21 protein-coding genes and 1 pseudogene are annotated in these 23,651 nt (G+C 41.6%); 9 read left to right on the top strand and 13 right to left on the bottom strand.

All coding sequences use genetic code 11. The annotated features are described in order from the left end of the window. Positions 1-30 precede the first annotated feature (30 nt). The 5 genes from putP to FTU90_RS02960 all read right to left on the bottom strand — a co-directional run bounded on the left by putP (position 31) and on the right by FTU90_RS02960 (position 4,787). Positions 31-1,521, bottom strand: a complete 1,491-nt coding sequence (gene putP, locus FTU90_RS02980; RefSeq protein ID WP_159138434.1) for a sodium/proline symporter PutP — start codon at positions 1,519-1,521, stop codon at positions 31-33. Between the two features lie 213 nt (positions 1,522-1,734). Beyond that, the gene (locus FTU90_RS02975) at positions 1,735-2,592 is read right to left on the bottom strand and encodes an SPFH domain-containing protein (RefSeq protein ID WP_180071929.1); all 858 of its coding nucleotides are present in this window, start codon (positions 2,590-2,592) and stop codon (positions 1,735-1,737) included. Between the two features lie 3 nt (positions 2,593-2,595). Further along, complete coding sequence (locus FTU90_RS02970; protein ID WP_005096200.1) at positions 2,596-3,078, bottom strand: NfeD family protein; 483 nt, start codon at positions 3,076-3,078, stop codon at positions 2,596-2,598. Between the two features lie 98 nt (positions 3,079-3,176). Continuing rightward, complete coding sequence (locus FTU90_RS02965) at positions 3,177-4,094, bottom strand: patatin-like phospholipase family protein (RefSeq protein WP_005096202.1); 918 nt, start codon at positions 4,092-4,094, stop codon at positions 3,177-3,179. A 63-nt stretch (positions 4,095-4,157) separates the two neighbouring features. After that, the gene (locus tag FTU90_RS02960) at positions 4,158-4,787 is read right to left on the bottom strand and encodes a 1-acyl-sn-glycerol-3-phosphate acyltransferase (protein WP_180071928.1); all 630 of its coding nucleotides are present in this window, start codon (positions 4,785-4,787) and stop codon (positions 4,158-4,160) included. A gap of 132 nt (positions 4,788-4,919) precedes the next feature. Between FTU90_RS02960 and FTU90_RS02955 the strand changes: the two genes are divergently transcribed. From FTU90_RS02955 to FTU90_RS02945, 3 genes are all read left to right on the top strand, one after another. Continuing rightward, positions 4,920-6,167 (top strand): MFS transporter, encoded by a 1,248-nt coding sequence (locus FTU90_RS02955; RefSeq protein WP_171509120.1) that lies wholly within the window; start codon positions 4,920-4,922, stop codon positions 6,165-6,167. Positions 6,168-6,305: 138 nt separating this feature from the next. Continuing rightward, positions 6,306-7,430 (top strand): porin, encoded by a 1,125-nt coding sequence (locus FTU90_RS02950; RefSeq protein WP_159138432.1) that lies wholly within the window; start codon positions 6,306-6,308, stop codon positions 7,428-7,430. A 140-nt stretch (positions 7,431-7,570) separates the two neighbouring features. After that, a complete protein-coding gene (locus FTU90_RS02945; protein WP_159138475.1) occupies positions 7,571-8,272 on the top strand; it encodes an HAD family hydrolase in 702 nt (233 codons plus the stop codon). A gap of 1 nt (position 8,273) precedes the next feature. Here FTU90_RS02945 and FTU90_RS02940 read toward each other — a convergent pair whose 3' ends face one another. Continuing rightward, the gene (locus FTU90_RS02940) at positions 8,274-8,951 is read right to left on the bottom strand and encodes a DUF421 domain-containing protein (protein WP_159138431.1); all 678 of its coding nucleotides are present in this window, start codon (positions 8,949-8,951) and stop codon (positions 8,274-8,276) included. A gap of 437 nt (positions 8,952-9,388) precedes the next feature. Here FTU90_RS02940 and FTU90_RS02935 point away from each other — a divergent pair, with 437 nt between their 5' ends. Beyond that, the gene (locus FTU90_RS02935) at positions 9,389-10,105 is read left to right on the top strand and encodes a carbonic anhydrase family protein (protein ID WP_159138430.1); all 717 of its coding nucleotides are present in this window, start codon (positions 9,389-9,391) and stop codon (positions 10,103-10,105) included. A gap of 50 nt (positions 10,106-10,155) precedes the next feature. On the opposite strand, the gene FTU90_RS02930 is transcribed toward FTU90_RS02935, so the two are convergent. Next, entirely contained in the window at positions 10,156-10,692 is a 537-nt protein-coding gene (locus FTU90_RS02930; protein WP_005172068.1) for a hypothetical protein, read from the bottom strand. Between the two features lie 162 nt (positions 10,693-10,854). On the opposite strand from FTU90_RS02930, the gene FTU90_RS02925 reads away from it, so the two are divergent. Continuing rightward, complete coding sequence (locus FTU90_RS02925; protein WP_159138429.1) at positions 10,855-11,898, top strand: molecular chaperone DnaJ; 1,044 nt, start codon at positions 10,855-10,857, stop codon at positions 11,896-11,898. 30 nt (positions 11,899-11,928) lie between these two features. Here FTU90_RS02925 and FTU90_RS02920 read toward each other — a convergent pair whose 3' ends face one another. From FTU90_RS02920 to FTU90_RS02910, 3 genes are read right to left on the bottom strand one after another with little or no spacing between them, the layout of a single operon-like run. After that, on the bottom strand, positions 11,929-12,618 hold the full coding sequence (locus tag FTU90_RS02920; RefSeq protein WP_159138428.1) for an HNH endonuclease: 690 nt from the start codon (positions 12,616-12,618) through the stop codon (positions 11,929-11,931). Beyond that, positions 12,611-14,089 carry an AAA family ATPase gene (locus tag FTU90_RS02915; RefSeq protein ID WP_180071927.1) on the bottom strand — a complete coding sequence of 493 codons (1,479 nt, stop codon included), beginning with the start codon at positions 14,087-14,089 and terminating at the stop codon, positions 12,611-12,613. Before FTU90_RS02915 ends, FTU90_RS02920 begins: the two co-directional genes overlap by 8 nt. 24 nt (positions 14,090-14,113) lie before the next feature. Further along, on the bottom strand, positions 14,114-17,008 hold the full coding sequence (locus FTU90_RS02910) for a valine--tRNA ligase (protein ID WP_159138426.1): 2,895 nt from the start codon (positions 17,006-17,008) through the stop codon (positions 14,114-14,116). Between the two features lie 174 nt (positions 17,009-17,182). On the opposite strand from FTU90_RS02910, the gene FTU90_RS02905 reads away from it, so the two are divergent. The 3 genes from FTU90_RS02905 to FTU90_RS02895 all read left to right on the top strand — a co-directional run bounded on the left by FTU90_RS02905 (position 17,183) and on the right by FTU90_RS02895 (position 20,174). After that, on the top strand, positions 17,183-17,854 hold the full coding sequence (locus FTU90_RS02905) for a hypothetical protein (RefSeq protein WP_005172058.1): 672 nt from the start codon (positions 17,183-17,185) through the stop codon (positions 17,852-17,854). A gap of 20 nt (positions 17,855-17,874) precedes the next feature. Continuing rightward, positions 17,875-18,681 (top strand): SDR family oxidoreductase, encoded by an 807-nt coding sequence (locus FTU90_RS02900; RefSeq protein ID WP_159138425.1) that lies wholly within the window; start codon positions 17,875-17,877, stop codon positions 18,679-18,681. Between the two features lie 218 nt (positions 18,682-18,899). Then, positions 18,900-20,174: a glutaminase gene (locus tag FTU90_RS02895; RefSeq protein ID WP_034608631.1), complete on the top strand. Its 1,275-nt coding sequence runs from the start codon at positions 18,900-18,902 to the stop codon at positions 20,172-20,174. Positions 20,175-20,262: 88 nt separating this feature from the next. On the opposite strand, the gene dhaK is transcribed toward FTU90_RS02895, so the two are convergent. Continuing rightward, on the bottom strand, positions 20,263-21,993 hold the full coding sequence (gene dhaK / locus FTU90_RS02890) for a dihydroxyacetone kinase subunit DhaK (RefSeq protein WP_180071926.1): 1,731 nt from the start codon (positions 21,991-21,993) through the stop codon (positions 20,263-20,265). Between the two features lie 261 nt (positions 21,994-22,254). On the opposite strand from dhaK, the gene FTU90_RS02885 reads away from it, so the two are divergent. Then, on the top strand, positions 22,255-22,617 hold the full coding sequence (locus FTU90_RS02885; RefSeq protein WP_180071925.1) for an endonuclease domain-containing protein: 363 nt from the start codon (positions 22,255-22,257) through the stop codon (positions 22,615-22,617). A 95-nt stretch (positions 22,618-22,712) separates the two neighbouring features. On the opposite strand, the gene FTU90_RS02880 is transcribed toward FTU90_RS02885, so the two are convergent. Further along, a complete protein-coding gene (locus FTU90_RS02880; RefSeq protein ID WP_180071924.1) occupies positions 22,713-23,426 on the bottom strand; it encodes a hypothetical protein in 714 nt (237 codons plus the stop codon). Positions 23,427-23,541: 115 nt separating this feature from the next. Beyond that, positions 23,542-23,651 (bottom strand): annotated as a pseudogene (locus tag FTU90_RS02875) (IS701 family transposase); the annotation flags it as partial.

Genomic DNA, 23,651 nt, shown 5'->3' with positions numbered 1-23,651 from the left:
TTTAAAGTCCGCTTTTTTTGATCGTTAATTTTATTTGGTTTCGTTATACAGACGTTCAGCCTGTTCAAAACGATCGGTAATTTCAGCCGTAGGTACTTTACCCATCAAGCTCACTACAATGATGGCAATGAATGAGCAGATAAAGCCCGGGATAATTTCATAGACACCTGTTGCTGCGAACAGGTTTTTCCATAAAATCACCATCACTGCACCCATAATCATACCTGCCAAGGCACCATTCAAAGTCATGCGTTTCCAGAACAGGGACAGAATGATCAGCGGGCCAAATGCAGCACCAAAACCGGCCCAGGCATAAGCGACCAGACCCAGCACTTTCGATTCAGGATTACCCGCCATCCAGATTGCCAGCAGGGCAATCAGCAGCACCATAAAACGGCCAACCCAAACCAGTTCTTTTTGAGATGCATTTTTGCGCAGGAAGGATTTATAAAAATCCTCTGTCAGCGTACTTGAGCAGACTAGAAGCTGACAGCTTAAAGTACTCATTACCGCAGCCAAAATCGCAGCCAGGACAATACCGGCAATCCATGGGTTGAACAGAATTTTGGTCAATTCCATAAATACAGTTTCAGGATTGGCATTCACCATACTGGCCAGTTCCGGATGTTGCTGGAAATAAGCAATACCAAAGAAACCGGCAGCCACGGCACCAGCTAAGCACAGGATCATCCAGGTCATACCAATACGGCGTGCATTTGGAATTGACTTGACTGAATCTGCCGCCATAAAGCGCACCAGAATATGTGGCTGACCAAAATAACCCAAGCCCCATGCCAGTAGCGACAGGATAGCCACCGTACTTAAGTCACCGACCAGATTCATGGCCTGTGGACGTGCCGTTTCAAGCGCCAGAGTGACCTGAGACATATCAGAGAAGGTCAATAGGGTCACAATTGGCGTGAGCAACAGCGCAAAGATCATCAGGCCGGCCTGAATGGTATCGGTCCAGCTAACTGCCAGAAAACCGCCAATAAATACATAACTGATGGTGGCAATGGCACTGATCCAGAGCGCCGTCGTGTAGGACATTTCAAACATGCTTTCGAACAGGCGCGCACCTGCTACCATGCCTGAGGCACAGTAAATCGCAAAGAAAATCAGAATCACAAAAGCCGATACAATACGTAAAATTTTCTTCTGGTCGTTAAAACGATTGGAAAAATAATCTGGAAGGGTCAGGGCATTGTGCTGAACTTCCGTATGTACCCGTAAACGGCCAGCCACCAGCAACCAGTTTAACCAGGCACCAATAATCAGGCCAATGGCAATCCACATTTCCGACAAACCAGAAAGATAAATTGCACCGGGCAGGCCCATCAGCAGCCAGCCACTCATATCGGAAGCTCCAGCGGAAAGTGCAGTAACAAAACTACCTAAACGACGGCCCCCTAAAATGTAATCGGAAAAGTTTGTGGTCGCACGATAAGCCATCAGGCCGATCACCACCATGGCGACAATATAAAAAAGAAAGGTAATTAACGTTGGATTTAGGGAGCTCATACGGTATCCATTTTCGAGTTGGACAGTAATCGAATAAGGACTTATGTTGATGATAAATGCTGTGGCGAAACACAGATCTGGCATCAAAGCCCAAAGGATTTCAAAAAATAACGCGAAATTTAAGCATAAATTCCAAATCTTTGCTGAGATTTTCGTGTTTAAACGAAAAATAGGCAGCGAATACGCTGCCTATGGATTTGAAAATGAAAATTTTTACTGAGGCGGACGACCCATCACGCCTCGAATCGTGTTCAGCACGTCTGCAGGCAAGACCACCGTTTTGGCATTCGGTGATTTGGCCATATCTTGCATGGCCTTGATATATTGCTCACCGAGTAAATAGGCAACCGGAATCTCATTACTACCAATTGCCGAAGTCACCATATCAATCGCACGTTGTGAAGATTCAGCCAGAACCACCTGTGCTTCTGCATCACGGCGCGATGCTTCCAGACGACCATCCGCTTCCAGAATGGTAGCCTGTTTTTCACCATCAGCTTTGGTCACGGTCGCACGACGTTGACGTTCAGCAGCGGCCTGTTCTTCCATCGCGGTTTGCATGGTGACTGACGGTTTAATGTCCTGAATTTCAACTGTTTTCAGGGTAATACCCCAGTCCGAGATATCATCGGAAATACTGGATTTTAAACGTGCTTTAATATGATCACGTGATGATAGTGCATCATCCAGATCCATTTCACCGACAATCGAACGTAATGAGGTTTGTACCAGGTTTTGAATTGCCCAAGAATAGTTTTCAATGCCGTAGACCGCTTTTTCAGGTGTGGTCAGGTTGATATAGGCCACCGCATTCATGAGTAACACGGCATTATCGCGGGTAATCACTTCCTGTGAAGGAATATCCAGCACAATATCTTTGGTGGTGACTTTATAAGCCACTTCATCAATATACGGAATGACAAAATTCAGACCCGGATTCAGCGTCGTATGGTATTTGCCCAAGCGTTGTGCGATCCATTTATAACCTTGCGGGACAATACGTACCCCTTTAAAAATCGTAATCGCCACAAAGGCCAAAAATGCGATAACAATTATAGTTCCACCAGACATATCTTATTCACCTTTTTCATTTTGATAATGTGTGCTGTGGGGTTGAACCACCAGATCATTCCCCAGAATATCCACGACGCGAACACGGTCACCGACCTGAACCTGATCCAGAGTACGACATTCCCATTCATCTGAGCCTAAAACCGGCATCGGGAAACGTACTCTGATTTGTTCATTTTCCAGATTGGTTTGAATGACCATACCAATCTGGCCAATCGTCGCTTCACGAGACAGACCAGCTTTGGTTTTATCAATCGAAAGTGGCTTGATAAATTTAAACCATGCCAGCGTACAGAGGATGGATAGAGCAATCCAGGTCAGGATCTGGGTGGTCAGTCCCATCATCGGGAACATCCAGTATAAAATGCCCACTAAAATGGCGCCGATACCAAACCACAGGGCAGCAAAAGCGGGTAGAAGCAATTCCGAAAGAATCAGCAAAACGCCTAATACAAACCAGTGCCAGGGTTCAATAACAAATTCCATATCGTGACCTATATCGCTAAGTGTTTAATTAATCATCATTATGTGATTAAGCCCAATGTAACAGATGCCGGTTCAGATGAATATAAAAAATTCGTACCTTAGAATTTCGCAGCACGTGGTGCTTTAAATGCAGCAGGGGACTGTTTGAAATCAGTAATCATTTTCTGGATGGCCCGGATTTTTAACTGTGCTGCTTTTTCACCCTCCAGAATGGTTTGATTGCTGGCCTTTAAATCCAGGGTGCCAATATGGCCAACTTTAGGCTGGATTACCACATTGGCCTGACTGAGTTCTTCATGAATACTTTGCTGTCCCATAATATTCAGGGTTTGATCCAGCACACCCCACATATTCAGGGCTTTACTAGCATCCGGACGAGCAGAAATATCGACAGCAATGACCAGATCGGCACCCATATCCTTGGCAGTTTTGACTGGAATCGGGCTGACCAGTCCACCATCGACATATTTCAGACCGCCAATGGTGGCCGGGACAAATACATTGGGAATACTGCAAGAGGCGCGCACCGCCTGTCCGGCATTGCCTTTAATAAAGTCTGCCTTGCGTCCCGTATCCAGGCGGGTCGCCACCGCAGCAAACCGTATCGGGAACTGCTCAATCGGTTTATTCGCCACATTTTTGTTGACGAAATCCTGTAACTTTTGTCCGGCAATAATCCCTTGCCGATTCAAGGTTAAATCACGGATGTCCGATTCCTTAAAATTCAAGGCAATTTGCTGCAACTGATACGGTGATTTGCCGCTGGCATATAGACTGCCGACAAAACTGCCGGCACTTGTGCCTGTGACAATTTTCGGTTTAATGCCGTGTGACTCCAGTACCTTAATCACGCCAATATGGGCGAAGCCTTTCGCACCGCCGCCGCCAAGTGCAATTGCAATCACGGGTTCGCGGGCCTGAAGTGGTGTAGGAGTCGGTGTGGTTTTACTGGCTTTATCACATGCAGCCAGACTGAGGCCAAGACAGCCAATCAGAGCATAAGACACTAATTTCATTGTAGGAAATGATCACTAAATCATCAAAATATAGGCTATCAGAGCAAAAAAACAGGATTTTGCCTAGTCTTTTTTCAACAGCTTTTGTAAAGGCCTGGCAATCCAGTCTGGATTTTTTGCCGAAATCTTGCCTTGATAATGTGCATAAATCTGCACCAGATCATGTTCATAATCGCCCGTCGGCTGATAGACACCCAGAATATGAATGGTTTTAATATCATAATCAAAAGCCAGCATGACAATAGGCAGGCCGGCTTGATCGGCAATATGATAAAAACCACTGCGGATTTTTTCTGGCGCTTTACGTGAACCTTCGGGTGCCATGCCGACCCAAATCTGGGGTTTTCGCTTGATGATTTCCACGATCTGCTGGGTATGACCTTGTGGACTATCCCGAACCACCGGAATCACCCCAATCCATTCAAGTAAGGGCTTTAATGGGGTATGGAACAGGCTGTTTTTACCAAAAATAGTGACCTTTAACCCGATAGCTAAGAGTGCAATAAAACCATACCAGGCATCAATATTGGACGTATGTGGAGAAATAATCGCAACGGCTTTTGGTAAATTGGGAAACTCACCTTCAAGCTGCCAGCCCTGCACTAAAAAGATCCGTTTAAAAAAATAACGGCTGAGTCGATTGCCTCGACTGGGCACCAAGGGAGGTAATTCTGGAAAGTGCTTTTTGGTCATGCTTAAATTCTCTTCCTGACACATATTTTTCTTTATTTTTAATGATATTAGGCTTTTACTTTGGTTTTTTCATTGGCAAAATGTCCAGCTTGTTGAATGATTTCTGCTTCTTTTGCCTATTAAGGACCCAGCATGCCGAATATGCGGAATACTTACATTGTGTTGTTTTCCCTGTATTGGGCGCAAGGATTGCCAGTCGGATTTATGACCCATGCTTTGCCGGTGATCTTACGGGCAGAAGGAGTGTCGCTGGCACAGATCGGTAGTTTTGGCCTGCTCATGCTGCCTTGGTCAATCAAGGTGTTTTGGGCGCCATTGGTCGATCGTTATGGCTCTAAAGCTACAGGGCATTATCGAAGCTGGATTATTCCGCTGCAATTGCTCTCGGTGGCAGTGCTGATCGCCTTGTCCTTTTTGCCCATTCAGGCTTTAGATCAGCCGGTTTATCTATTGGCCTTTTTTATTGCGTTATTATTTATGAATGGGGTGGGGGCGACACAGGATATTGCCACCGACGCACTGGCAGTCAATATTCTGAAAAATGAACAGCAGCACTGGGGCAATACTTTTCAGGTGATTGGATCACGTTTGGGTTTCATTGTCGGTGGTGGTGCGATTTTACTGTTTTTAGATCTGTTGCAGTGGCAAAGCACTTTTTTGCTTTTGGCTGCACTGGTTTTTATAAACACACTGCCTGTTTTAAAATTTAAAGAGCCACAGCATCGCTCGATCGCATCTGAGCAAATTACCGCTTCCAGTAAAATAAAAATCAAAGCCTATTTTCAGTATTTTTATACACATCCAGGCTTGCGTTGCTGGCTGCTGGTCTTGCTGACATTTAAAGTTGCAGATGGGCTGTCTGGCCCTTTGCTGAAGCCTTTAATGGTCGATCTCGGTCTGAGTTTCAGCCAGATCGGCGTATATGTGACCATGCTGGGTGCAGGTGCCGCCTTGATCGGGGCCGGTTTGGCAGGTTATTGCCTGAAGTTTTTTTCGCGTCGCTCTTGTTTGATGTCTTTTTCGATTCTCAAAATACTGAGCTTAATGGCCTATGCCTGGCTGGCAGCACAATATGAAGCCCAGCTTAAAGTCGAAAACTGGCTGATTTATACTATTAATGCAGCAGAAGATCTGGTTTCAGCCATGTTGTTGGTGGTGATGCTGACGCTCATTATGCAATACAGCCGTAAGCACCTGGCCGGGACTGATTTTACTTTTCAAGTCTCAATTATGGCGACGATCAGTGGTGGACTTTATAGCCTCAGTGGAATTTTAGGAGATAGATTGGGCTATCAAACCTATTTAAATTGTATCCTAATCATTGCCTTTTTCTGCCTGATGCCAATATTCCGATGGATGAAAGCTGAGGAAAAAGTGTAAAATTTCTAAATAATCAATCGTTTGGTTAAATATTAGCCTAAAGTACTAAAAGGAATATATAAATATAATTTTAATAATTTTGTAATATAAGCACCGTGTGTATGATTTGTTACAAAATAAATTAAAGGATTCTTTTTGATGAAAACTAAGTTAGCAACAGCAATCGCATTCAGCCTTTTGGCGGGGACTACTTTTGCAGCACCAACCTTCTATGGTGAGATTGATGCGACAGTAGATTACTTACCTGAAGATAATGCGTCACCTGCGTCTGATCGGGATGTTGTCGAACTGAACAGCAACAACTCATTTATTGGTCTTAAAGGCGATGAAAAACTAACTGACCGTTTAAGTGCACTGTATCAAGCTGAATTTACCTTCTATGTAGATAATGGTGGTAGTACTGATACCTTTGTACCGCGTAATCTTTTAGTTGGTCTAAAAGATGAAAAATTAGGTACAGTAAAGCTGGGTAAAATTGATACGCCAGTAAAACAGCTTTCTTCAGTAGTTGATACTTTCAATAACTATGTAGCCAATAAAGCAGATGTTGCAGGTATTTTTACTGGCGAAAACCGTATTGATAATGTTGTAGTCTATGAAGCGCCTGCCTTTGCAGTCGGTGAAGGTAAACTAAAAGCAACTGCACTATTAGCAACAGGTGAAGCTGGTGGCATTAGCTCTTCTAAAGGTGGTGCTAAAGTTGCAGGTCGTGGTTTAGGTGATGCATGGTCAGCATCTGTAGTGTATGACAGTAAACCTGTTGTTTTAGGTATTGGTTACGATAAAGCAATTCCATCGAACTTCGCAGGTCGTGGCTTTGTAAATGCTTCTGCTCCAGAAGTTACAGGAGGAGCGGCAGGCAGTGCATTTGCAGCAGCAAATACAATTCGTGCAATCGGCCGTATCAACCTCGATAATAGTTTAGCACTTAAAGCACTTTATCAAACTTCCGAAGTTGAAGCCGTTGCAGGTAATGACGCTGCTGCAGCATTGATTGATGATCAACACGCTTGGTTAATTGGTGCGGAATACAACCTTCCAAATGCAAAAGCTTGGACAGTAAAAGGTCAATATAGTCAAAGTACCACTGAATTCACTACTGCTAAAGCAGATTTTGAAGCTCAACAAATTCTTGTTGGTGCAGACTATGCTTTCTCTAAACAAGTCAAAGCATATGGTTATGCTGGTTATCTAACGCTTGAACAAGGTTCATTAGAGACTAAACAGCCTGTACTTGGCACAGGTCTAGAATACAAGTTCTAATTTTATAACAAGCTAAAAGCGGTGCTTCGGCATCGCTTTTTTTATGCTTAAAACAACAAAACTTAGCAATTTTATGTCTGATCTAATAAGTTTCGGGCTGTTACCATGAATGAAAGTTTCAGCATTTCGTTTTGAAAATTATGCCTATTCAAGCTGTATTATTTGACCTCGACAATACCTTGACCCATCGTGATCTAACGGCCCAAGCTTATAGCTGCTATCTGGCAGAATATTATGCGTCTGCATTTGCACAGGTCGAACCAGAAAAAATTATCGAGATTGTAAGACGCATCGATAATGGCGGTTATCCTAAAAAGGAATTGCTAACGCATGGCAGCATCGGGGCTTCGGCAGCTTATGCATTATTACAGGAGCTATCCTGGTTAAATCCACCCAGCATAGATGAGCTGGCACAGTTCTGGTTTAGCCAGTTTGGTCGCTGCGCTGTAGAAATGCCGGATGTCAAGCAGGTGCTAGAGCAATTAAAATCTCAAGGCTATCAATTGGCAATTGTTTCGAATGGTGGACATGACACCCGTTTAAATACCATTCGAGGTTTAGGCATTGCCGATTATTTCGAGGAAATCATCAGTTCGGGTTTAGTGGGTTTTAACAAACCACAGCCAGAAATTTTCCAGATTACTGCACAACGTTTAGGCGTCTTGCCTGAACATTGTTTATATATTGGCGATCATCCAATCAATGATATACAAGGGGCAAAAAATGCCGGAATGCATGCCTTGTGGATGCAGGGCTTTCATCCTGATGCCGAAGAAATCCAATATAAAATCCAGCAGCTACCTGAAATTTTCACGCATTTACAACGGCTGAATCAGCTTTAATTCAAGTGATGCGTAAACAATTAATCGCTTCAGCCCACTGTGCTGATTTGCAGCGAGGACATTGTTGTGCAGCTGTGGAGAGGTTTTGAACCTGACCGCAATAAATACAGGCATATAAACGGTCTGCTTTCACCTGCTCCACGATCGAACAGGTTTTAGGAAATAGTGGCAGCCCAGGCTGAACCTCATCCGATTTGAAAAACAGGATACTGAACTTACCGTCTGTTTCCAGTAAACCGGTACGCACCTGACCCAGATGTTCTACGCCTTGCTGGCGCATTTCGGCAAAGAATTCATCATGTGACATTTTGCCTTTTTTAATTTCCTCAATGACCAGCAGGCCATCTTCCACAATATAAATCGGTTTGCCTTCCAGTAGGTCTTCAAACCATTGGTATTTCATCATCAGCCAAGTGGTCAGGCGATACATCAGGATAATCACCGACATTACCAGAACTGCCTGAATCAGGGGAATATCTTCGGTAAACATCGGGTCACCGGCAATTGAGCCCAGGGCGAGAATGATCGCGACTTCAAAGATGGAAAGCTGTCGTACACCACGTTTTCCGGTCAGCCGTAAAAACAGGATAATCATGATATACATGACTATACAACGTAGCAAAATCTCTGATGCAAAGCTCCAAGTCGTATCATGAATAAAGATCGAGACCCAATCCATTAAGCTGTTCCTATATAACGCGTTGAGCTGAGTCTAGCAATGTGGCAGGTTTATTTACTGCTGTGTTTATGTAAGCTTTTGAATATAAAATATATTATTGAAAAATAGAGCGAATTTATAATCAGATTTATTTATGAAGTAGCTAGAAGTTTCATGTAAATATTGCATAAATATTCATCACTTTAATTGTGATTCAGCTCACACTTTATTCCAAGTTGGTTTAGGACACTAAAATGATTATCTTATTGAAATTTAAATAATAATTTATAAATACTCTATCTTTTCATAGGCTTAAGTGTTTGGAAATTTGTAAGTAATTCACCAAAATTAAGTAAAAATCTGTAGTTTGTGCTCTGAAAAATGAGGCAGTCATAAGCCTAAAAATTTGTTTTCTAAATGAAAAATTATTGATTACGGTTCTAAGAGGGAAAATTATTGTGAAAAAAATATTCACATTTTTAACAGTGTTTGGTTTGAGTACGGCAGGCTATGCAGATGCCAATTGGGGCTATATGCAGCCTGAACAATGGTCGAATTTAAGCCAGAAATATACTGCCTGTGATGGTGCGAATCAGTCGCCAATTAATATTGAGCGGACGGTAAAAGCACAATTGGAACCGCTGAAATTTAGTTATAACACCATGATTCACGCCATTGAAAATAAAGGTCATACCATTCAGGTGGACTTTGCCGAAGGTGGTGTGCTGGAGCTGGATGGGGAGCGTTTTGAGCTGAAACAGTTCCATTTGCATAGTCCGAGTGAGAACCTGATTCAAGGTAAAAGTTATCCTTTAGAGATTCATTTTGTCCATGCCAATGCTGATGGTGAGCTGGCAGTGGTTGGCATGATGTTTGAGCAGGGGCAGGACAGCCAGATGCTAAAACAGATGTGGAAACGTTTGCCGAAAAAGCAGGGTGAAAAAGTCGTGTTAAAGACACCACAGCCTGTCAATCAGTTGCTGCCTAAAAATCTGGATTATTATCGCTTTAGTGGCTCACTGACCACCCCACCTTGTTCAGAGGGTGTGCGCTGGCTCATTTTAAAAGAGATCCAACAGGCTTCAGCCAAACAGATTGGTGAATTTTCCAAATTAATGGGGCATCCGAATAACCGTCCGGTACAGCCATTAAATGGTCGTGTCATTGTGGAATAATCATTTTGTTTGCACCACTCACCTACACATTGATGGCCTGAAAAGGCAATTTAAGGTTGTAGGTGATGGCTCTTTTCAATCTGTTTAATTAACTGATGGCTCGCATCATGAATATACTGGCTATGTTGGGTCAGTAAAGCTTGATGCTTGAGCTGTTTCTGGTTTTTAGGCTGTAATAAATGTTGTTGCAGAATTTCCTCGGAATGAAACAGTTCAAATGCCAATTGATTCAGGTTTGGGTCATAAATTTGACTATGTACAAATATATGCAGTTCTTTAGAAAAGACCGGAATCAATTCCAGATATTCGGTTTCTAGCGTATGTAAGATATTTTGAGTACTTTGCTGATGTAACTGCATTTGTTTAATGAAGTCAGCACTATAACGGCGAATACGATAAAGTGTCGGCAGCATCGTGACAAAGAATTTTTGTTTTTGCATGTCTTGTAAGGCATTATCACGATTTTGTGCCAAATGATTTAAATATAGGGGCACACTAATGGCGACAAAAATTGCAAACACAGATCCTAGCGCTTGTACCCATGCAGCGAGTTCCTGATTAAAGATTAAATCTGCCTGAGTTGCCATCTGAATCTCCTTTCAGCACAGTCACAAATTAAGTTATTGTTATATTGTTTGATATTAAACAAAATTTATTTGCATAAGGTGTATATTTGTGTCGATAACTGGCATACACCTGTCTCATAAAACCGTTAAACTTAATAATCTGTCCTGCTTATTTTGAATATCATGTCTTTCAATTTAAAAACCATGATTCAGCCATTCACAGCGCTTTCGACACAGCAGAAAAAGCTGGATCGCCTGATTGATAAAATTGAACAGCAGAAGCTTGAGCTGGCACAGTGGCAGCAGGCTGAAGAAGAGATTCGACAATATACACAGCAAAATTTCATACCGGTCTATCATGAATTGCATGGTGTTTTGTTTGAGCAGCTTGAACAATTGTGGCAGCATCTGCATGAGGCAGAATTTTCCAAGGCCGAGATCGTCGTACTGGATGAAAAAATTCAATCCCTGGCGGCTTACTTAAAAGATTCACAGGCAATGTCGGTGCAGGAAGCGCATAAGGTCAATGAAATTGATAGTTACTATCAGCAGCTCAATGAACATGTCCAACACAGAAAAAATCAGAAAAAGACCAATGCATCAGAAGGGTTTTCCGAAGATCAAAATGGTATAGATCAGGCCGACACAGATGTATTTGAAGAATGGGATAGTGAACATTTTCAACACGTACGTGAGCAAGCCAGATTAAAACGCCAGCAGGAAAAACAAGCGCAGGCTGCAATGCTGGCAGAGCAGTCATTGAAAACCGTGTATTTAAAAATTGCGGCGGCCATTCACCCTGACCGTGAAGTGAATGATGTCAAAAAAATCAAGAAAACTGAATTATTGCAACGTGCCAATGAGGCTTATGCAGAGCAGGACCTGTTTACGTTACTGAGAATGGAACTGCAGATTGAACAAGATCAGGATGTTTCAAAAAAAGGTTTAAGTGCGGAGCAACTCAAGTTTTATCAACTGGCTTTGGAGGCACAGAGCCAGAAATTACAAGAGCAGATTGATGCCTTGATCAATCGATTGGTCTGGTCATCGAAAACCAGAATTGCAGTAAAAAAGGCGAAAGGGAAAGTTCAAATTGCTGACCTGTATAAGCAGATTGATGAAGATACTGCCACTATAAAACAGCAGATTAAAGTGGAAAAAGAACGGTTGAAATATATCAAGAAGGTGAGTGGCTTGGAGATGTTTTTAAGGCATGGGATGCTTTAAGGTTTTTCTCCCTCTCCCTTTGGGCGAGGGTTATGCTGATTGTATAAGCTTTAATTGTTCAATTTCATCCAATGCATTCTTCCATTTAGAATCCTTCTCTAAATAGCCACGAAGAATGGCTGAAAATGCATAATGAGATTTAAGGCGATGTTTAATATCATCTGCCTTTTTAATTTTCTCTTCATCTTGCCAGTTATCAAGTTCTTTAAAAAATTCTCGTCTCAAATTTAGGAAATCGTTATGAGCTTCTATAATTTTCTCTCTTAAATCCTCTTTACTTACTTCTTGAATACCACTATTTGCATTATTGAAGCATCTAGTTATTAATTCTTTGGAAGTTTCTGCCTTAGAGTAATATAAATTATCATTGGGACAAGCATTAACTACCTCAATGTCTTCATCAGGCATTCTGTAATAGACTTTGATCCATTCTTCAACTAAATGAGCTTGATTACAACAATCTAGCATATCGTCGTAATATTTATTTTTAATAGAATTACAACGTGAACAAGCGTAATAGAGGTTGTTCCAATCAAGCTTGAGAGTTTCATCCTCTAAATGTGGAACAAAGTGCTCGACATTCAAGTTTGGGAAATGCTTTTGTTCACAGATATAACATTTTCCGTGAAAGTCCTTTTTCAACAGCCTAACAACTATAGGGTCTTTATAGTCCTTAGTAGTCCAATCAGTAGGGCGTGCAGATTTAATTACTTTAAACATCTAAACCCTCCAACTGATTATGATCCGCAAGTAAATTGATAGCTTGTAAATAAAGGTTTTTCACTTTCTTATCTAATTGACCATTTTTATCAAGTGAAATTAAATCTTTAATATTTGATCTTATAGAATCATAATTAATAGGATTTTCATCTAAAAGTTTTTTAAGAGTTTCAACAGACTTTTTTATTTCAAAACTCATAGGATTTACGTGAAATAAGCCTTTAATCACAGATTCATAAGAATATCGACTCAAATCTTCTTCAAAGAATTCACCGCTTGAAATATCATAAACTACTGTATCGTTATTAGTTGATGTAATAACAAATGGTGAATGTGTACTAACAATAAATTGGACTCTTGGAAAAGCCTTAATTAGGAAAGGTAAAACTTTCTTTTGCAAAGAGATATGAAGATGGACATCTATTTCATCAATAATGACTATTCCTAATAAATCTTCTGGATCTATTTGCATGATTTTTGTTCTTAATAAAAGGCTTGAATAGATTTTAAAAATTGATTGTAAGCCTGAGGAAAGGCTATCAAGCCTATAAGTTTTTTCACCAGAAAATATTAGAATTTTATTTTGTATCTTATCAAATGAAATTTTAGTTTCCTCTTCTTCAAATATGTATTTTAAATCATTTTCTATCTTGCTTAACCAATTGTTTTTGATCTCTATATATTCAAAATCCTCATCAATAATATTTTCTTTTATTGGTAAATTTGACTTAAATTGGTCGGTTAAGTATTTCTCAAATAAATTATCAAAGTTAGTATAAATTGAAATGTTTGAAAGATTTTCTTGAGAGTCGGTATTTGTTGTTCTCTTTGCATTAAAAAAATTAACTACAAAATTAGGAGATTTATGCTGTTTATTAAAATCAATATTTAATTTTAAAGAAATTGTTGAGTTAATAAATTTAGATATTTTTCTATTTAAATCCTTTAAATAAAAATTTAACTGATTTTTATTTTCATAGTAGTATTTTTTCTTATAAGAGCTTTTAATCTCAGGCTTTGGATCAAACTCTGTATAAATATCAGTAACTTGACTAGAGAGAAAGCTTTTGTAGTTTTCTAGGAAAATATTATGTTTGTTATTTATAGATTGTAGCAAGCTTTTTAACTCAATAGAAAATTCGATATCGCTAGTTGAATTAATATTGTTTTTTAATTTTTCTAATTCGACTTTATCTAAATCTAATATATATATAAAATTTTTATAGATATTTTCTAACTCTTTAAGGATATTGTTTCTTTTAATTCTAATTTCTTTATCTAAGTAGTCACTATCTTTTACAAGTTTCTGTATCTCACTGTAAATATTATCTAATACATATGTTTTTCCAGATCCATTATTTCCAATAATAATAAGATTACGGTCTGTTAAAGATATTATTGTGTCTTTGATGGTAATAGATTGAATCGGTTTCATAACTATAAAGGGCTGAATAATCAGCCCTTTATACATAAATTAGATCAAACTAACAACACATTACAGCGCTGCAATTTGCTCCATATTCGCTTTAATCTTCGCTAACTGGTCAGAAAACTCAGCAAGTTTTACCTTCTCGCCTTCAACCACAGCAGCAGGTGCTTTCGCGACAAAACCTTCATTACCAAGTTTAGTGGCAATTTGGTCATGCTGTTTTTGAACCTTGTCTAAGTCTTTTTGTAGACGACCCAATTCCGCTTTAGGATCAATCAAGCCCTTCATTGGAACGAATACAGACACATGACCTACAACACTTGATGAAGACAATGGTGGTTGTTCAGCCTCGCTAAGGAACGTAATGCTTTCAACTTTCGCCAATGCTTTAAACAACGGTTCAATACGTGCGATCTGTGCTTTTTCAGCATCAGTGGTGTTTTGAAGCAGAACAGGCAACAAACGCGAATTACCTAGACCCATTTCACCACGGATGTTACGTACCGCACCAATCAAACCTTGCAGCCATTGCATATCTGCTTCAGCTTGTTCGTTGATTTTCGCTTCATCTGCAACAGGGTACTGAGCCAACATGATTGTTTCGCCAGAAATGTTCAGTTTCGGCGCAAGCGTTTGCCAAATTTCTTCTGTCAAGTAAGGCATCAACGGATGTGCCAAACGTAAAGACGCTTCCATCACAGCAAGAAGAACACGGCGGATTTCAGCTTTACGTTCTACCGAGATATTTTCATCATTCAGAACAGGCTTAGTCAGCTCGACATACCAGTCACAGTATTCATTCCAAATGAACTCGTAAATCGCTTGTGCAGCCAAGTCTAAACGATACGTTGCAAATGCTGTTTGCACTGCTTGTTCTGCTTTTTGTAAACGGCTTACGATCCACTGTTCAGGCAATTCCCAAAGGTCTTGACGAACGTCTTGACCAATCACTTGCTCTTCGCAGTTCATCATCACGAAACGAGTAGCGTTCCAGATTTTGTTGGCAAAGTTACGGTAACCTTCAACACGCTTCATGTCGAACTTAATGTCACGACCCGTGTTTGCAAGCGCACAGAAAGTAAAACGAACCGCATCTGTACCGTAAGATTGAATACCTTCAGGGAATTCTTTACGCGTTGATTTTTCAATCTTTGCTGCCTGTTTCGGGTTCATCAAACCAGTGGTACGTTTTTGTACTAAAGTTTCAAGATCAACACCGTCAATCAAATCTAATGGGTCAAGCACGTTCCCCTTAGATTTAGACATTTTCTGACCTTCGCCATCACGTACCAAACCGTGTACATACACAGTTTTAAACGGTACTTGTGGTGTGCCATCTTCATTCTTCATGAAGTGCATGGTCATCATGATCATGCGGGCAACCCAAAAGAAGATGATGTCAAAACCAGTCACAAGTACATCAGTCGGGTGGAAAGTATTTAAGAAATAGTTTTCTTTATCTTTGGCTTCATCGCCAGTCCAACCTAAAGTTGAGAACGTCCAAAGACCCGATGAGAACCATGTATCGAGTACGTCTTCGTCTTGGTCTAATTGAACATCGGCAGGGATATTGTTTTTCGCACGAACTTCAGCTTCGTCACGACCTACATAAACATTACCATCTACATCGTACCAAGCAGGAATGCGGTGACCCCACCACAATTGACGCGAGATACACCAGTCTTGGATGTTGTTCATCCAGGCCATGTACATGTTGCTGTATTGCTCAGGTACAAATTTAATCTCGCCATCTTTCACCGCTTTAATTGCAGGCTCAGCAAGCGGTGCAATTTTCACATACCATTGATCCGTCAGTAACGGCTCAACGATGACCCCTGAACGGTCACCGCGAGGTGGTTTAAGCGTATACGGTTGGATTTGCTCTAACCAGCCTTCAGCTTCAGCTTGTTCAACTAATTTTTTACGTGCTTCAAAACGATCTAAGCCCACATATTCCGCAGGTGCAGGGATGGTTTTAGAAATTTGCTCGCCCGCTTTCGCGATGTATTCAAACTCAGCCAACACTTCAGCATTTTTGTTGAAGATGTTGATGATTGGCAATTCGCAGCGTTTACCCACTTCATAGTCATTGAAATCATGCGCAGGGGTGATTTTTACACAGCCTGTACCAAATTCTTTGTCAACATATTCATCTTTAACAATTGCCACGCTACGACCGGTAATCGGCAGGATGATGTTTTTGCCGACAAGATGCGCATAACGCTCATCATCCAGGGCAACTGCAATGGCAGTATCACCGAGCAGGGTTTCAGGACGGGTGGTTGCGACCACGATATAATCTTTGCCATCGTGCGTGCGCAATGATTTATCTTCAAAGAAATATTTCAGATGCCACAATGAACCTGCTTCTTCTTTATCAGACTCAACTTCTAAGTCAGAAAGCGCCGTTTGTAATTTTGGATCCCAGTTAACAAGGCGTTTACCACGGTAGATCAAACCTTGTTCATGCAGTTTTACAAATACCTCTTTGACCGCATTGGATAGACCATCATCCATAGTGAAGCGTTCACGTGACCAGTCTACAGAAGAACCCAAACGACGGATTTGACGGGTAATATTACCGCCAGACTGTTCTTTCCATTCCCAGACTTTTTCGATGAACTTTTCACGGCCCAAGTCATGACGGCTAATGCCTTCTGCACCAAGCTGACGTTCTACCACCATTTGGGTGGCAATACCGGCGTGGTCAGTACCCGGTTGCCAAAGCGTATTTTTACCTAACATACGGTTATAACGGGTCAATGCATCCATGATGGCATTGTTAAAACCATGACCCATGTGCAAGTTACCAGTGACGTTTGGCGGCGGAATCATGATACAGAATGATTCGCCTTTTTCAGAGGGCTTGAAGTAGCCGCGCTCTTCCCAAGTTTGGTACCATTTTTTCTCGATCTCGGTCGGATCGTAGGTTGTCGCGATATTTTGCGCTGAATCAGTCATAGTCTAAACAGATCAAAAGTAGATGAAAAATTGGATCTATTGTAGCAAAAAAAATAGTGGATGCGGCAGCTTAACCAAATGCAAACTTTAGACAATTGGCATGCAGAGCAACTCGTCGTATGATGCAAAGATAAAAAACGCGACTCATCGCAGAAGATTAAAAAGGATAACAAGATGAGCTATAGCATTTCCCTGAAGATCCAGCCTGAAACCCATCAGCGCTTTATCGACCTTCATTCTAGATTAAATGCCGGTGATCCAGACAGTCTGGCTAAACCGCTCGGTGAAAATCTGGCCGATATGGCCTGTGAAATTATTGACCAGATTTTTGGTCAGATGGTGCAGATCGCGAAATCTCCCGACAGTGAATCTGAAAAAGTGATTCAGCACATTATTGAGACGACACGTAAATATATGCCTTGGTCGGTTTCCTTATTTGGCAATGAACGGCTCATGCCCATGGTGAATTATCTGCATCGCATGACCTATACGCATGACGGCGATGTTTTTGTGCGTTATCCGGTGGAAAAGATGCTGGTGATGGAGTTACTGGGTTGTGTGGATCAGATGAAAACCGGCAATCATCAATATGTCTCGCCGGCACTCAAAGCCTTTACCCAGGTCGTTGATCAGGGCGTGACCTGTCTGATCCGTGAACCGAAAAACCTGTTGAAGTTTAATGTTGTGGTCGATAAAACCTTAAATGGGGTGATTCACCTAACCACCCAGCTCGGCTATAAACGTTTTGACAAGCTCGGTAGCATCTATGATGCTGATACGATGCGTTATTATTTCGAGCATTTACTGGCATTTCTGGAAGATGAAAGGCCGCACCATATTTATTAAAACAAAGGAAACAGGATTTCATGGCGAAAGTTGAAAGTTTAAATGGAAAAGTGGTCTGGATTACTGGCGCATCTTCAGGGATTGGCAAGGCGATTGCACAGCAATGTGCCGCACAGGGAGCGCAGGTGGTATTGACTGCGCGCCGTCATGAAGAACTGGAAAATGTGCGCCAAAGCCTGATCAATCCGGATCAGCATATTTCCATCACGGCTGATATCACCGATGAAAGTCAGGTTCGCCATGCCTATGAGCAGGTTGTGCAACAAAAAGGCCGGATTGACTGGCTGATCAATAATGCCGGACTCAGTCAGCGTGCCCTGATTGCAGAAACCACCATGCAGACTGAACGCGCCATTATGGAAGTCGATTATTTCTCGCAGGTATTTTTGACCAAAACCGTACTGCCAAATTTTCTGGCACAAAAAACCGGCCGTATCGTGTTTATTTCCAGTGTTGCAGGTTTGCTCGGTACACAATATCGCGCGTCTTATTCCGCAGCCAAAGCAGCAATTCATATGTGGGCCAACAGCCTGCGTGCTGAAGTGGCAGATCAGGGGATTGGCGTATCGGTGATTTTCCCCGGTTTTGTTAAAACCAATGTGTCCATGAACGCTTTAAATGGTCAAGGGAAGCCGCAAGGGCATGCAGATGAAGCGATTGAAAATGGTCTGTCCGCAGAAGATTTTGCCCGTCAAACTGTACAAGCTTTGCAGAGCGGCGAAGAATATATCGTGATTGGCGGCAAGAAAGAAAAACTCGGGGTATTGGTGTCGCGTATTTCGCCAAAAGTCCTGTACAAGATGATTCGCAAAACCAAAGTGAAATAAATCATCCAGACTCAATAAAAAGGGCAGTATTGCCCTTTTTTGATCGCTCTGAAAAAGAAAATTAGAACAAACCTACAATTTAATTTCTGGAGGAGCTGACGCAAAGCGTGCACAACCCATCACACAGATATGCAGAAAATTACCTTTTCACTCTGGTACTTAAGTCAAAAACCGCTATGTTAATTAAAAATAATAGTGAATTGGAAGACGCTCATTCGATGAAAACACCAGTGCCAGACTATCTCAAGCATGTTTTAAGCTCCTGCCAAGACAATGATAAAGGGGCCTTGGCCGACTATATTCCTGAGCTGGCAGCAGTCGATCCAGAGAAGTTTGCTTTGGCACTCTCCACCGTAGATGGCACGATCTATTCCACCGGTGATGACGAGGTTGAGTTCACCATGCAGTCCATGTCCAAGCCTTTTGCCTATGCCTTGGCCTTGCAGAAAGTTGGCCTGACCAAGGTCATGGAAAAAGTGGGCGTGGAACCTTCGGGCGAGGCCTTTAACCAGATTTCACTGGAGAAAGACACCAATATTCCGAAAAATCCGATGATCAATTCAGGTGCCATTACTGCCCATTCCCTGATTCCCTATAAACGCACAGTATCCCGGGCGGAACAGTTGCGCCGTTTTTTAAGCGGTTTGGCTGGACGTGAACTGAGTTTTGATACCGATGTATATACCTCTGAACTGAAAACAGCGTTTCGTAACAGATCCTTGGGTTATATGCTGCGTACAGTAGGAGTATTGGAAGAAGATCCAGAAGCGATTGTCAATGGTTATATCAAGCAATGTTCAATCAAGGTGACGGTCAAAGACCTGGCGATGATTGCCGGGGTACTCGCCAACGGTGGGATTCAGCCGCAGACCGGTAAAAAATTATTGGATCGCTCTGTGGTGCGGCAAGTCCTGAGCGTGATGCTCACTTGCGGGATGTATGATGCTGCCGGTGACTGGCTGACCACGGTGGGCATTCCGGCAAAAAGTGGGGTCGCAGGCGGCATTATTGGCGTATTGCCTGGACAGGTGGGCATCGCCGTATTTTCTCCACGAATTGATGAACATGGGCATAGCGCGCGTGGGGTCGATATCTTTGAACGTATATCCCGGGAAATGGGGCTACATTTAATGGAAGGGACGCCGTCGGCACAAACCATTTTACAAAACCGTTATCTCACTGGAAAACGCGATCATGTGGTGGTGTATGAACTGCGTGGCGTATTGCAGTTTACTGAATCGGAAATGCTGCTGCGTATTTTGGAAGATGAACCGGAAGGCAAAAAACGAATTGTGCTGGATCTGACCAATTTGACCCTAATTCATAATGTCGGCGCACGCATGTTATTTGAAGGCGTGGCGCGTTTGAAAAAGGATGGTCATCCTGTTGTGGTGGTTGACTCGGAAGGAATTTTGAGTGAAGCACAGATGAAGGGTAATAAAAGGGTCGTGGTCAAAGAAAACCTGAACAAGTATCTAGAAAAATTTCAATAGACGTTCTTTCTGCTGTCTTGCTTGAGCACCGGCTGTATCCCGGAAATAAAAAAAGCCCCGATGATTCGAGGCTTTTTTAATAAATGATTTATTTAATATGTGCTGCAATGTCGCTAAAGATCACACCTAAACCATGTGCACCGGCATCCGGATAGCCTAAGCTACGGTCACCGACCGTACCGGCACGGCCCATACGTGCCACAATCTCTTGAGTCGATTCTGCACCTTTTACCGCAGCCGCTGCACCCAAGACAAAGTTTTCTTTAAAAGTCTTGCCGGTATTGGCAGACCATGAATCTGCACATGGTACTAGGGCATCAATCAGGGTTTTATCCCCCACCACGGCACCACGACCAAATGAACGCTCACCGATCACTTGAATGCCTTTGACTGCCGCCTGCAACATTTTAGCAAAGTCAGCGACAGTTAAACTGGTTTTATCTTGAATGGCCTTACTCGCGGCACGGAAGGCTGAACCCCAGATTGGACCTGATGCACCGCCACAGTGTTCCATAATGATCATTGAGCAGTTCAGCATGAATTCATCCATATGCTGCGCTTGAATCAGACTTTGCCATTCACGTTTCAGCTGTTTAAAGCCTTTGGCCACGCTCATGCCAAAGTCACCATCGCCGGCATGGGCATCTAGCTCGCAGAAAGGCACTTCATTTTTAATAATGCAAGCCGCCATGACATCGACGACATAACGCATATTCTCAATCGTGAATTGCTCATTGCTGATTATTGCATGTTCAGGTTGGGTTTCAACTTCGGTATTGGCGCTGCGTTCAGCTGATGCATCTTTTGCTGCAAATTCAAAAGGTAGTGCAGGTGAACCATCCATTTTAAATGCAGGGGTAGTGGCTTCTGCATCTAAATAGGTTTTCAGTTCAGCATCCAGCGCAAGTAAAGATACTGATGCACCGTTCATGTCGATACTGGTCATGTAGTTACCGACAAAAGTACGATAAATTTTGATGCCTTTACGTGCCAAATGTTCGCAAACATCGTTGTTAAAGACATACAGCTCCTGCATTGGCGTTGAACCAAAACCATTGACCAATACCGCTACTTCAGTCAGGTCAGGACGGTCAAGAAACAGGTCATCAACAATACGTTGTGCCAGTTCTTTTGATGGCAATATTTTTTCACGACGAATCCCCGGTTCACCGTGGATGCCCACGCCGTATTCCATTTCATCATCGGCAAGAGTAAAGGTTGGTGTGCCTTTGGCAGGAACGGTACATGAGCTATAAGCGAAACCCAAGCTAATGACATTGTCTGCAGCTTTTTGTGCAATGGCTTTGACTTCAGGAAGTTCTAAGCCTTTTGATGCTGCAGCACCGGCAATTTTATGTACCAATACTGTACCGGCAACACCACGACGACCGACAGTATATAAGCTGTCTTTGACTGCAATGTCATCTGCTACTTTGACGTAATCCACGTTAATGCCGTCATCTGTTGCAAGCGCTGCACCATTCTGGAAATTCATCATATCGCCAGAATAGTTTTTAATGATCATCAGCACGCCTTTGTCTGTTGCAACATGCTGCAATGCTTTGTAGACCTGAATTTGTGAAGGTGATGCAAATACGTCACCACAAACGGCTGCGTCTAACATACCTGCGCCGACAAAGCCTGCATGTGCCGGCTCGTGACCGCTGCCGCCACCACTGATCAGTGCGACATTATTATGTTTTGCTTTTCTTGAAATGATTTTGTGTGACTCGGTAAATGCGAGTTCTGGATGAGCGAGGACAAAGCCTTTGCACATTTCGACAACCAGGTTTTCAGGGTTGTTGATGAGTTTTTTCATTGGAACACCAAGAGTGATTGATTTGGGAGATAAATTTATTGCTCTATTATTATAGAAAGTAATGATTTTTGCAGAGTTAAAAATGTAAAAGCAGGTGGTTTTGGGTTGAGAGGTTAGAAAAGGGGCACATATTTGATAAATTAAATTCCTCCCAACCTCCCTTTAAAAAAGGAAGGAGCTGTCACGTAATTTATTTGTTTACGTGAAGTCCCCCTCTTTGGAAAAGAGGGGGTTGGGGAGATTCAAAAAAAGAGAATAAAAATGAAACCCTATAATAAAAACTTAAAACAAGTCTCTCGTGATTTACGTAATAACATGACTGAGGCTGAAAAGCTGCTCTGGTCAAAACTCCGTGGCAAACAAATTTTAGGTTTGCAGTTTTATCGGCAAAAACCAATTATGAATTACATCGTGGACTTTTATTGTCCTGCTGCCAATTTGGTCATTGAATGTGATGGTAGTCAACACTTTACGGAAGATGGGTTAGAAACAGATCGCATTCGAGATGAAGCTCTGGCTCAACTTGGATTGAAAGTGTTGAGATTTGATAATGGGCAGGTGATGGGGCGGATTGATGATGTGGTGGAAACGATTTATCAGTGTTGTCTGAAAGAGCTTTCATAAAAATCTCCCTAGATCCCTCTTTGGAAAAGAGGGACTTCGCGCGAATTTGATTGCGGTTGTGGATTTGGCTAGTTCCTCCCTTTTTAAATGGGAAGCTAGGAGGGGGGCTTTATGCAGAATGATAGTTCACAAGTGGGTTTAACTGAATGAGTGAATTTTTCATATTGAAATTCAAGTAACTTATTGTGTAACGTATTTGAAAAATTCTCCAAGTTATAAATATTATCTATATGACCGTGATCTAAACTAGCTTGCAGTGAGTTTCTGAGTAAGCAATTTATAGCTTCGATGAAGGTATTTAAGTAATTTGGAGTAAGATTAATGTCATAGAGAAATAGTTTAATTTTTAATTGCTTCACAGCATCTTCATTGCCTTGAATATAGTAGATTAATGTAGAAGGATTAAAATCATCATCTAATTCAATTAGTTTAGATCCAAACCAAATTTCATCGCCAATATCAGAATATTTAACTTGGAGTTCGTAGCCACTTAGGAACCTTTCTGCTTGATATACACTCCAGCCCAGATCTAAAGGTGTATTAGATAGTTTACTTCTTTTAGATTTCCTATGCTTTACGAGCGAAAAAGAATCGATTAGTTGTTGATAGTTTTCTATCTTATGAATCTTAATATGATGAAACCACTCATCAATCAAATCTTTTTGAGTTCGAAAGTTAATAATGACTAAAAATTTTGTAAGGGTGATAAGTTTTTTATCTTTGATATGAAATTGAAGTCGTACAAAAATTTCTTCATATTTTATATATAGCAGAAAAAACCATAGAAATGGTAGATAGAGTATTGTCAAAATAATTGGTACGAAGAAATCTTGTAATGCTTGATAATTGATAAATGTTGAGGGGGCTTTAAAAGTTTGAAGAATGAAATGGATAAAGAATATGAGAAATAGGACTTACGCACTATTATTTATAGATTCTCTGTGGTAGCAGATGATTTTTATCGAGAATAAAGTCATCAATGAAGTTTTTGATAACTGGTCTAAATAATTTCTTCTGCCAACGATATACATTTT

It is taken from the genome of Acinetobacter sp. YH12200 (assembly GCF_013418175.1).
GTDB lineage: Bacteria > Pseudomonadota > Gammaproteobacteria > Pseudomonadales > Moraxellaceae > Acinetobacter > Acinetobacter pseudolwoffii.
The sequence above is the reverse complement of the archived record's forward strand: the minus strand, read 5'-3'. Positions and strand labels throughout refer to the sequence as shown.

Excerpts from the sequence above, each read along its gene's own strand:
- FTU90_RS02945 (WP_159138475.1), top strand. The coding sequence starts at position 7,571 with ATGCCTATTCAAGCTGTATTATTTGACCTCGACAATACCTTGACCCAT.
- FTU90_RS02960 (WP_180071928.1), bottom strand. The coding sequence starts at position 4,787 with ATGACCAAAAAGCACTTTCCAGAATTACCTCCCTTGGTGCCCAGTCGA.
- FTU90_RS02885 (WP_180071925.1), top strand. The coding sequence starts at position 22,255 with ATGAAACCCTATAATAAAAACTTAAAACAAGTCTCTCGTGATTTACGT.
- FTU90_RS02950 (WP_159138432.1), top strand. The coding sequence starts at position 6,306 with ATGAAAACTAAGTTAGCAACAGCAATCGCATTCAGCCTTTTGGCGGGG.
- FTU90_RS02915 (WP_180071927.1), bottom strand. The coding sequence starts at position 14,089 with ATGTATAAAGGGCTGATTATTCAGCCCTTTATAGTTATGAAACCGATT.
- FTU90_RS02975 (WP_180071929.1), bottom strand. The coding sequence starts at position 2,592 with ATGTCTGGTGGAACTATAATTGTTATCGCATTTTTGGCCTTTGTGGCG.
- dhaK (WP_180071926.1), bottom strand. The coding sequence starts at position 21,993 with ATGAAAAAACTCATCAACAACCCTGAAAACCTGGTTGTCGAAATGTGC.
- FTU90_RS02925 (WP_159138429.1), top strand. The coding sequence starts at position 10,855 with ATGTCTTTCAATTTAAAAACCATGATTCAGCCATTCACAGCGCTTTCG.
- FTU90_RS02940 (WP_159138431.1), bottom strand. The coding sequence starts at position 8,951 with ATGGATTGGGTCTCGATCTTTATTCATGATACGACTTGGAGCTTTGCA.
- FTU90_RS02900 (WP_159138425.1), top strand. The coding sequence starts at position 17,875 with ATGGCGAAAGTTGAAAGTTTAAATGGAAAAGTGGTCTGGATTACTGGC.
- putP (WP_159138434.1), bottom strand. The coding sequence starts at position 1,521 with ATGAGCTCCCTAAATCCAACGTTAATTACCTTTCTTTTTTATATTGTC.
- FTU90_RS02955 (WP_171509120.1), top strand. The coding sequence starts at position 4,920 with ATGCCGAATATGCGGAATACTTACATTGTGTTGTTTTCCCTGTATTGG.
- FTU90_RS02905 (WP_005172058.1), top strand. The coding sequence starts at position 17,183 with ATGAGCTATAGCATTTCCCTGAAGATCCAGCCTGAAACCCATCAGCGC.
- FTU90_RS02930 (WP_005172068.1), bottom strand. The coding sequence starts at position 10,692 with ATGGCAACTCAGGCAGATTTAATCTTTAATCAGGAACTCGCTGCATGG.
- FTU90_RS02895 (WP_034608631.1), top strand. The coding sequence starts at position 18,900 with ATGAAAACACCAGTGCCAGACTATCTCAAGCATGTTTTAAGCTCCTGC.
- FTU90_RS02965 (WP_005096202.1), bottom strand. The coding sequence starts at position 4,094 with ATGAAATTAGTGTCTTATGCTCTGATTGGCTGTCTTGGCCTCAGTCTG.
- FTU90_RS02970 (WP_005096200.1), bottom strand. The coding sequence starts at position 3,078 with ATGGAATTTGTTATTGAACCCTGGCACTGGTTTGTATTAGGCGTTTTG.
- FTU90_RS02920 (WP_159138428.1), bottom strand. The coding sequence starts at position 12,618 with ATGTTTAAAGTAATTAAATCTGCACGCCCTACTGATTGGACTACTAAG.
- FTU90_RS02910 (WP_159138426.1), bottom strand. The coding sequence starts at position 17,008 with ATGACTGATTCAGCGCAAAATATCGCGACAACCTACGATCCGACCGAG.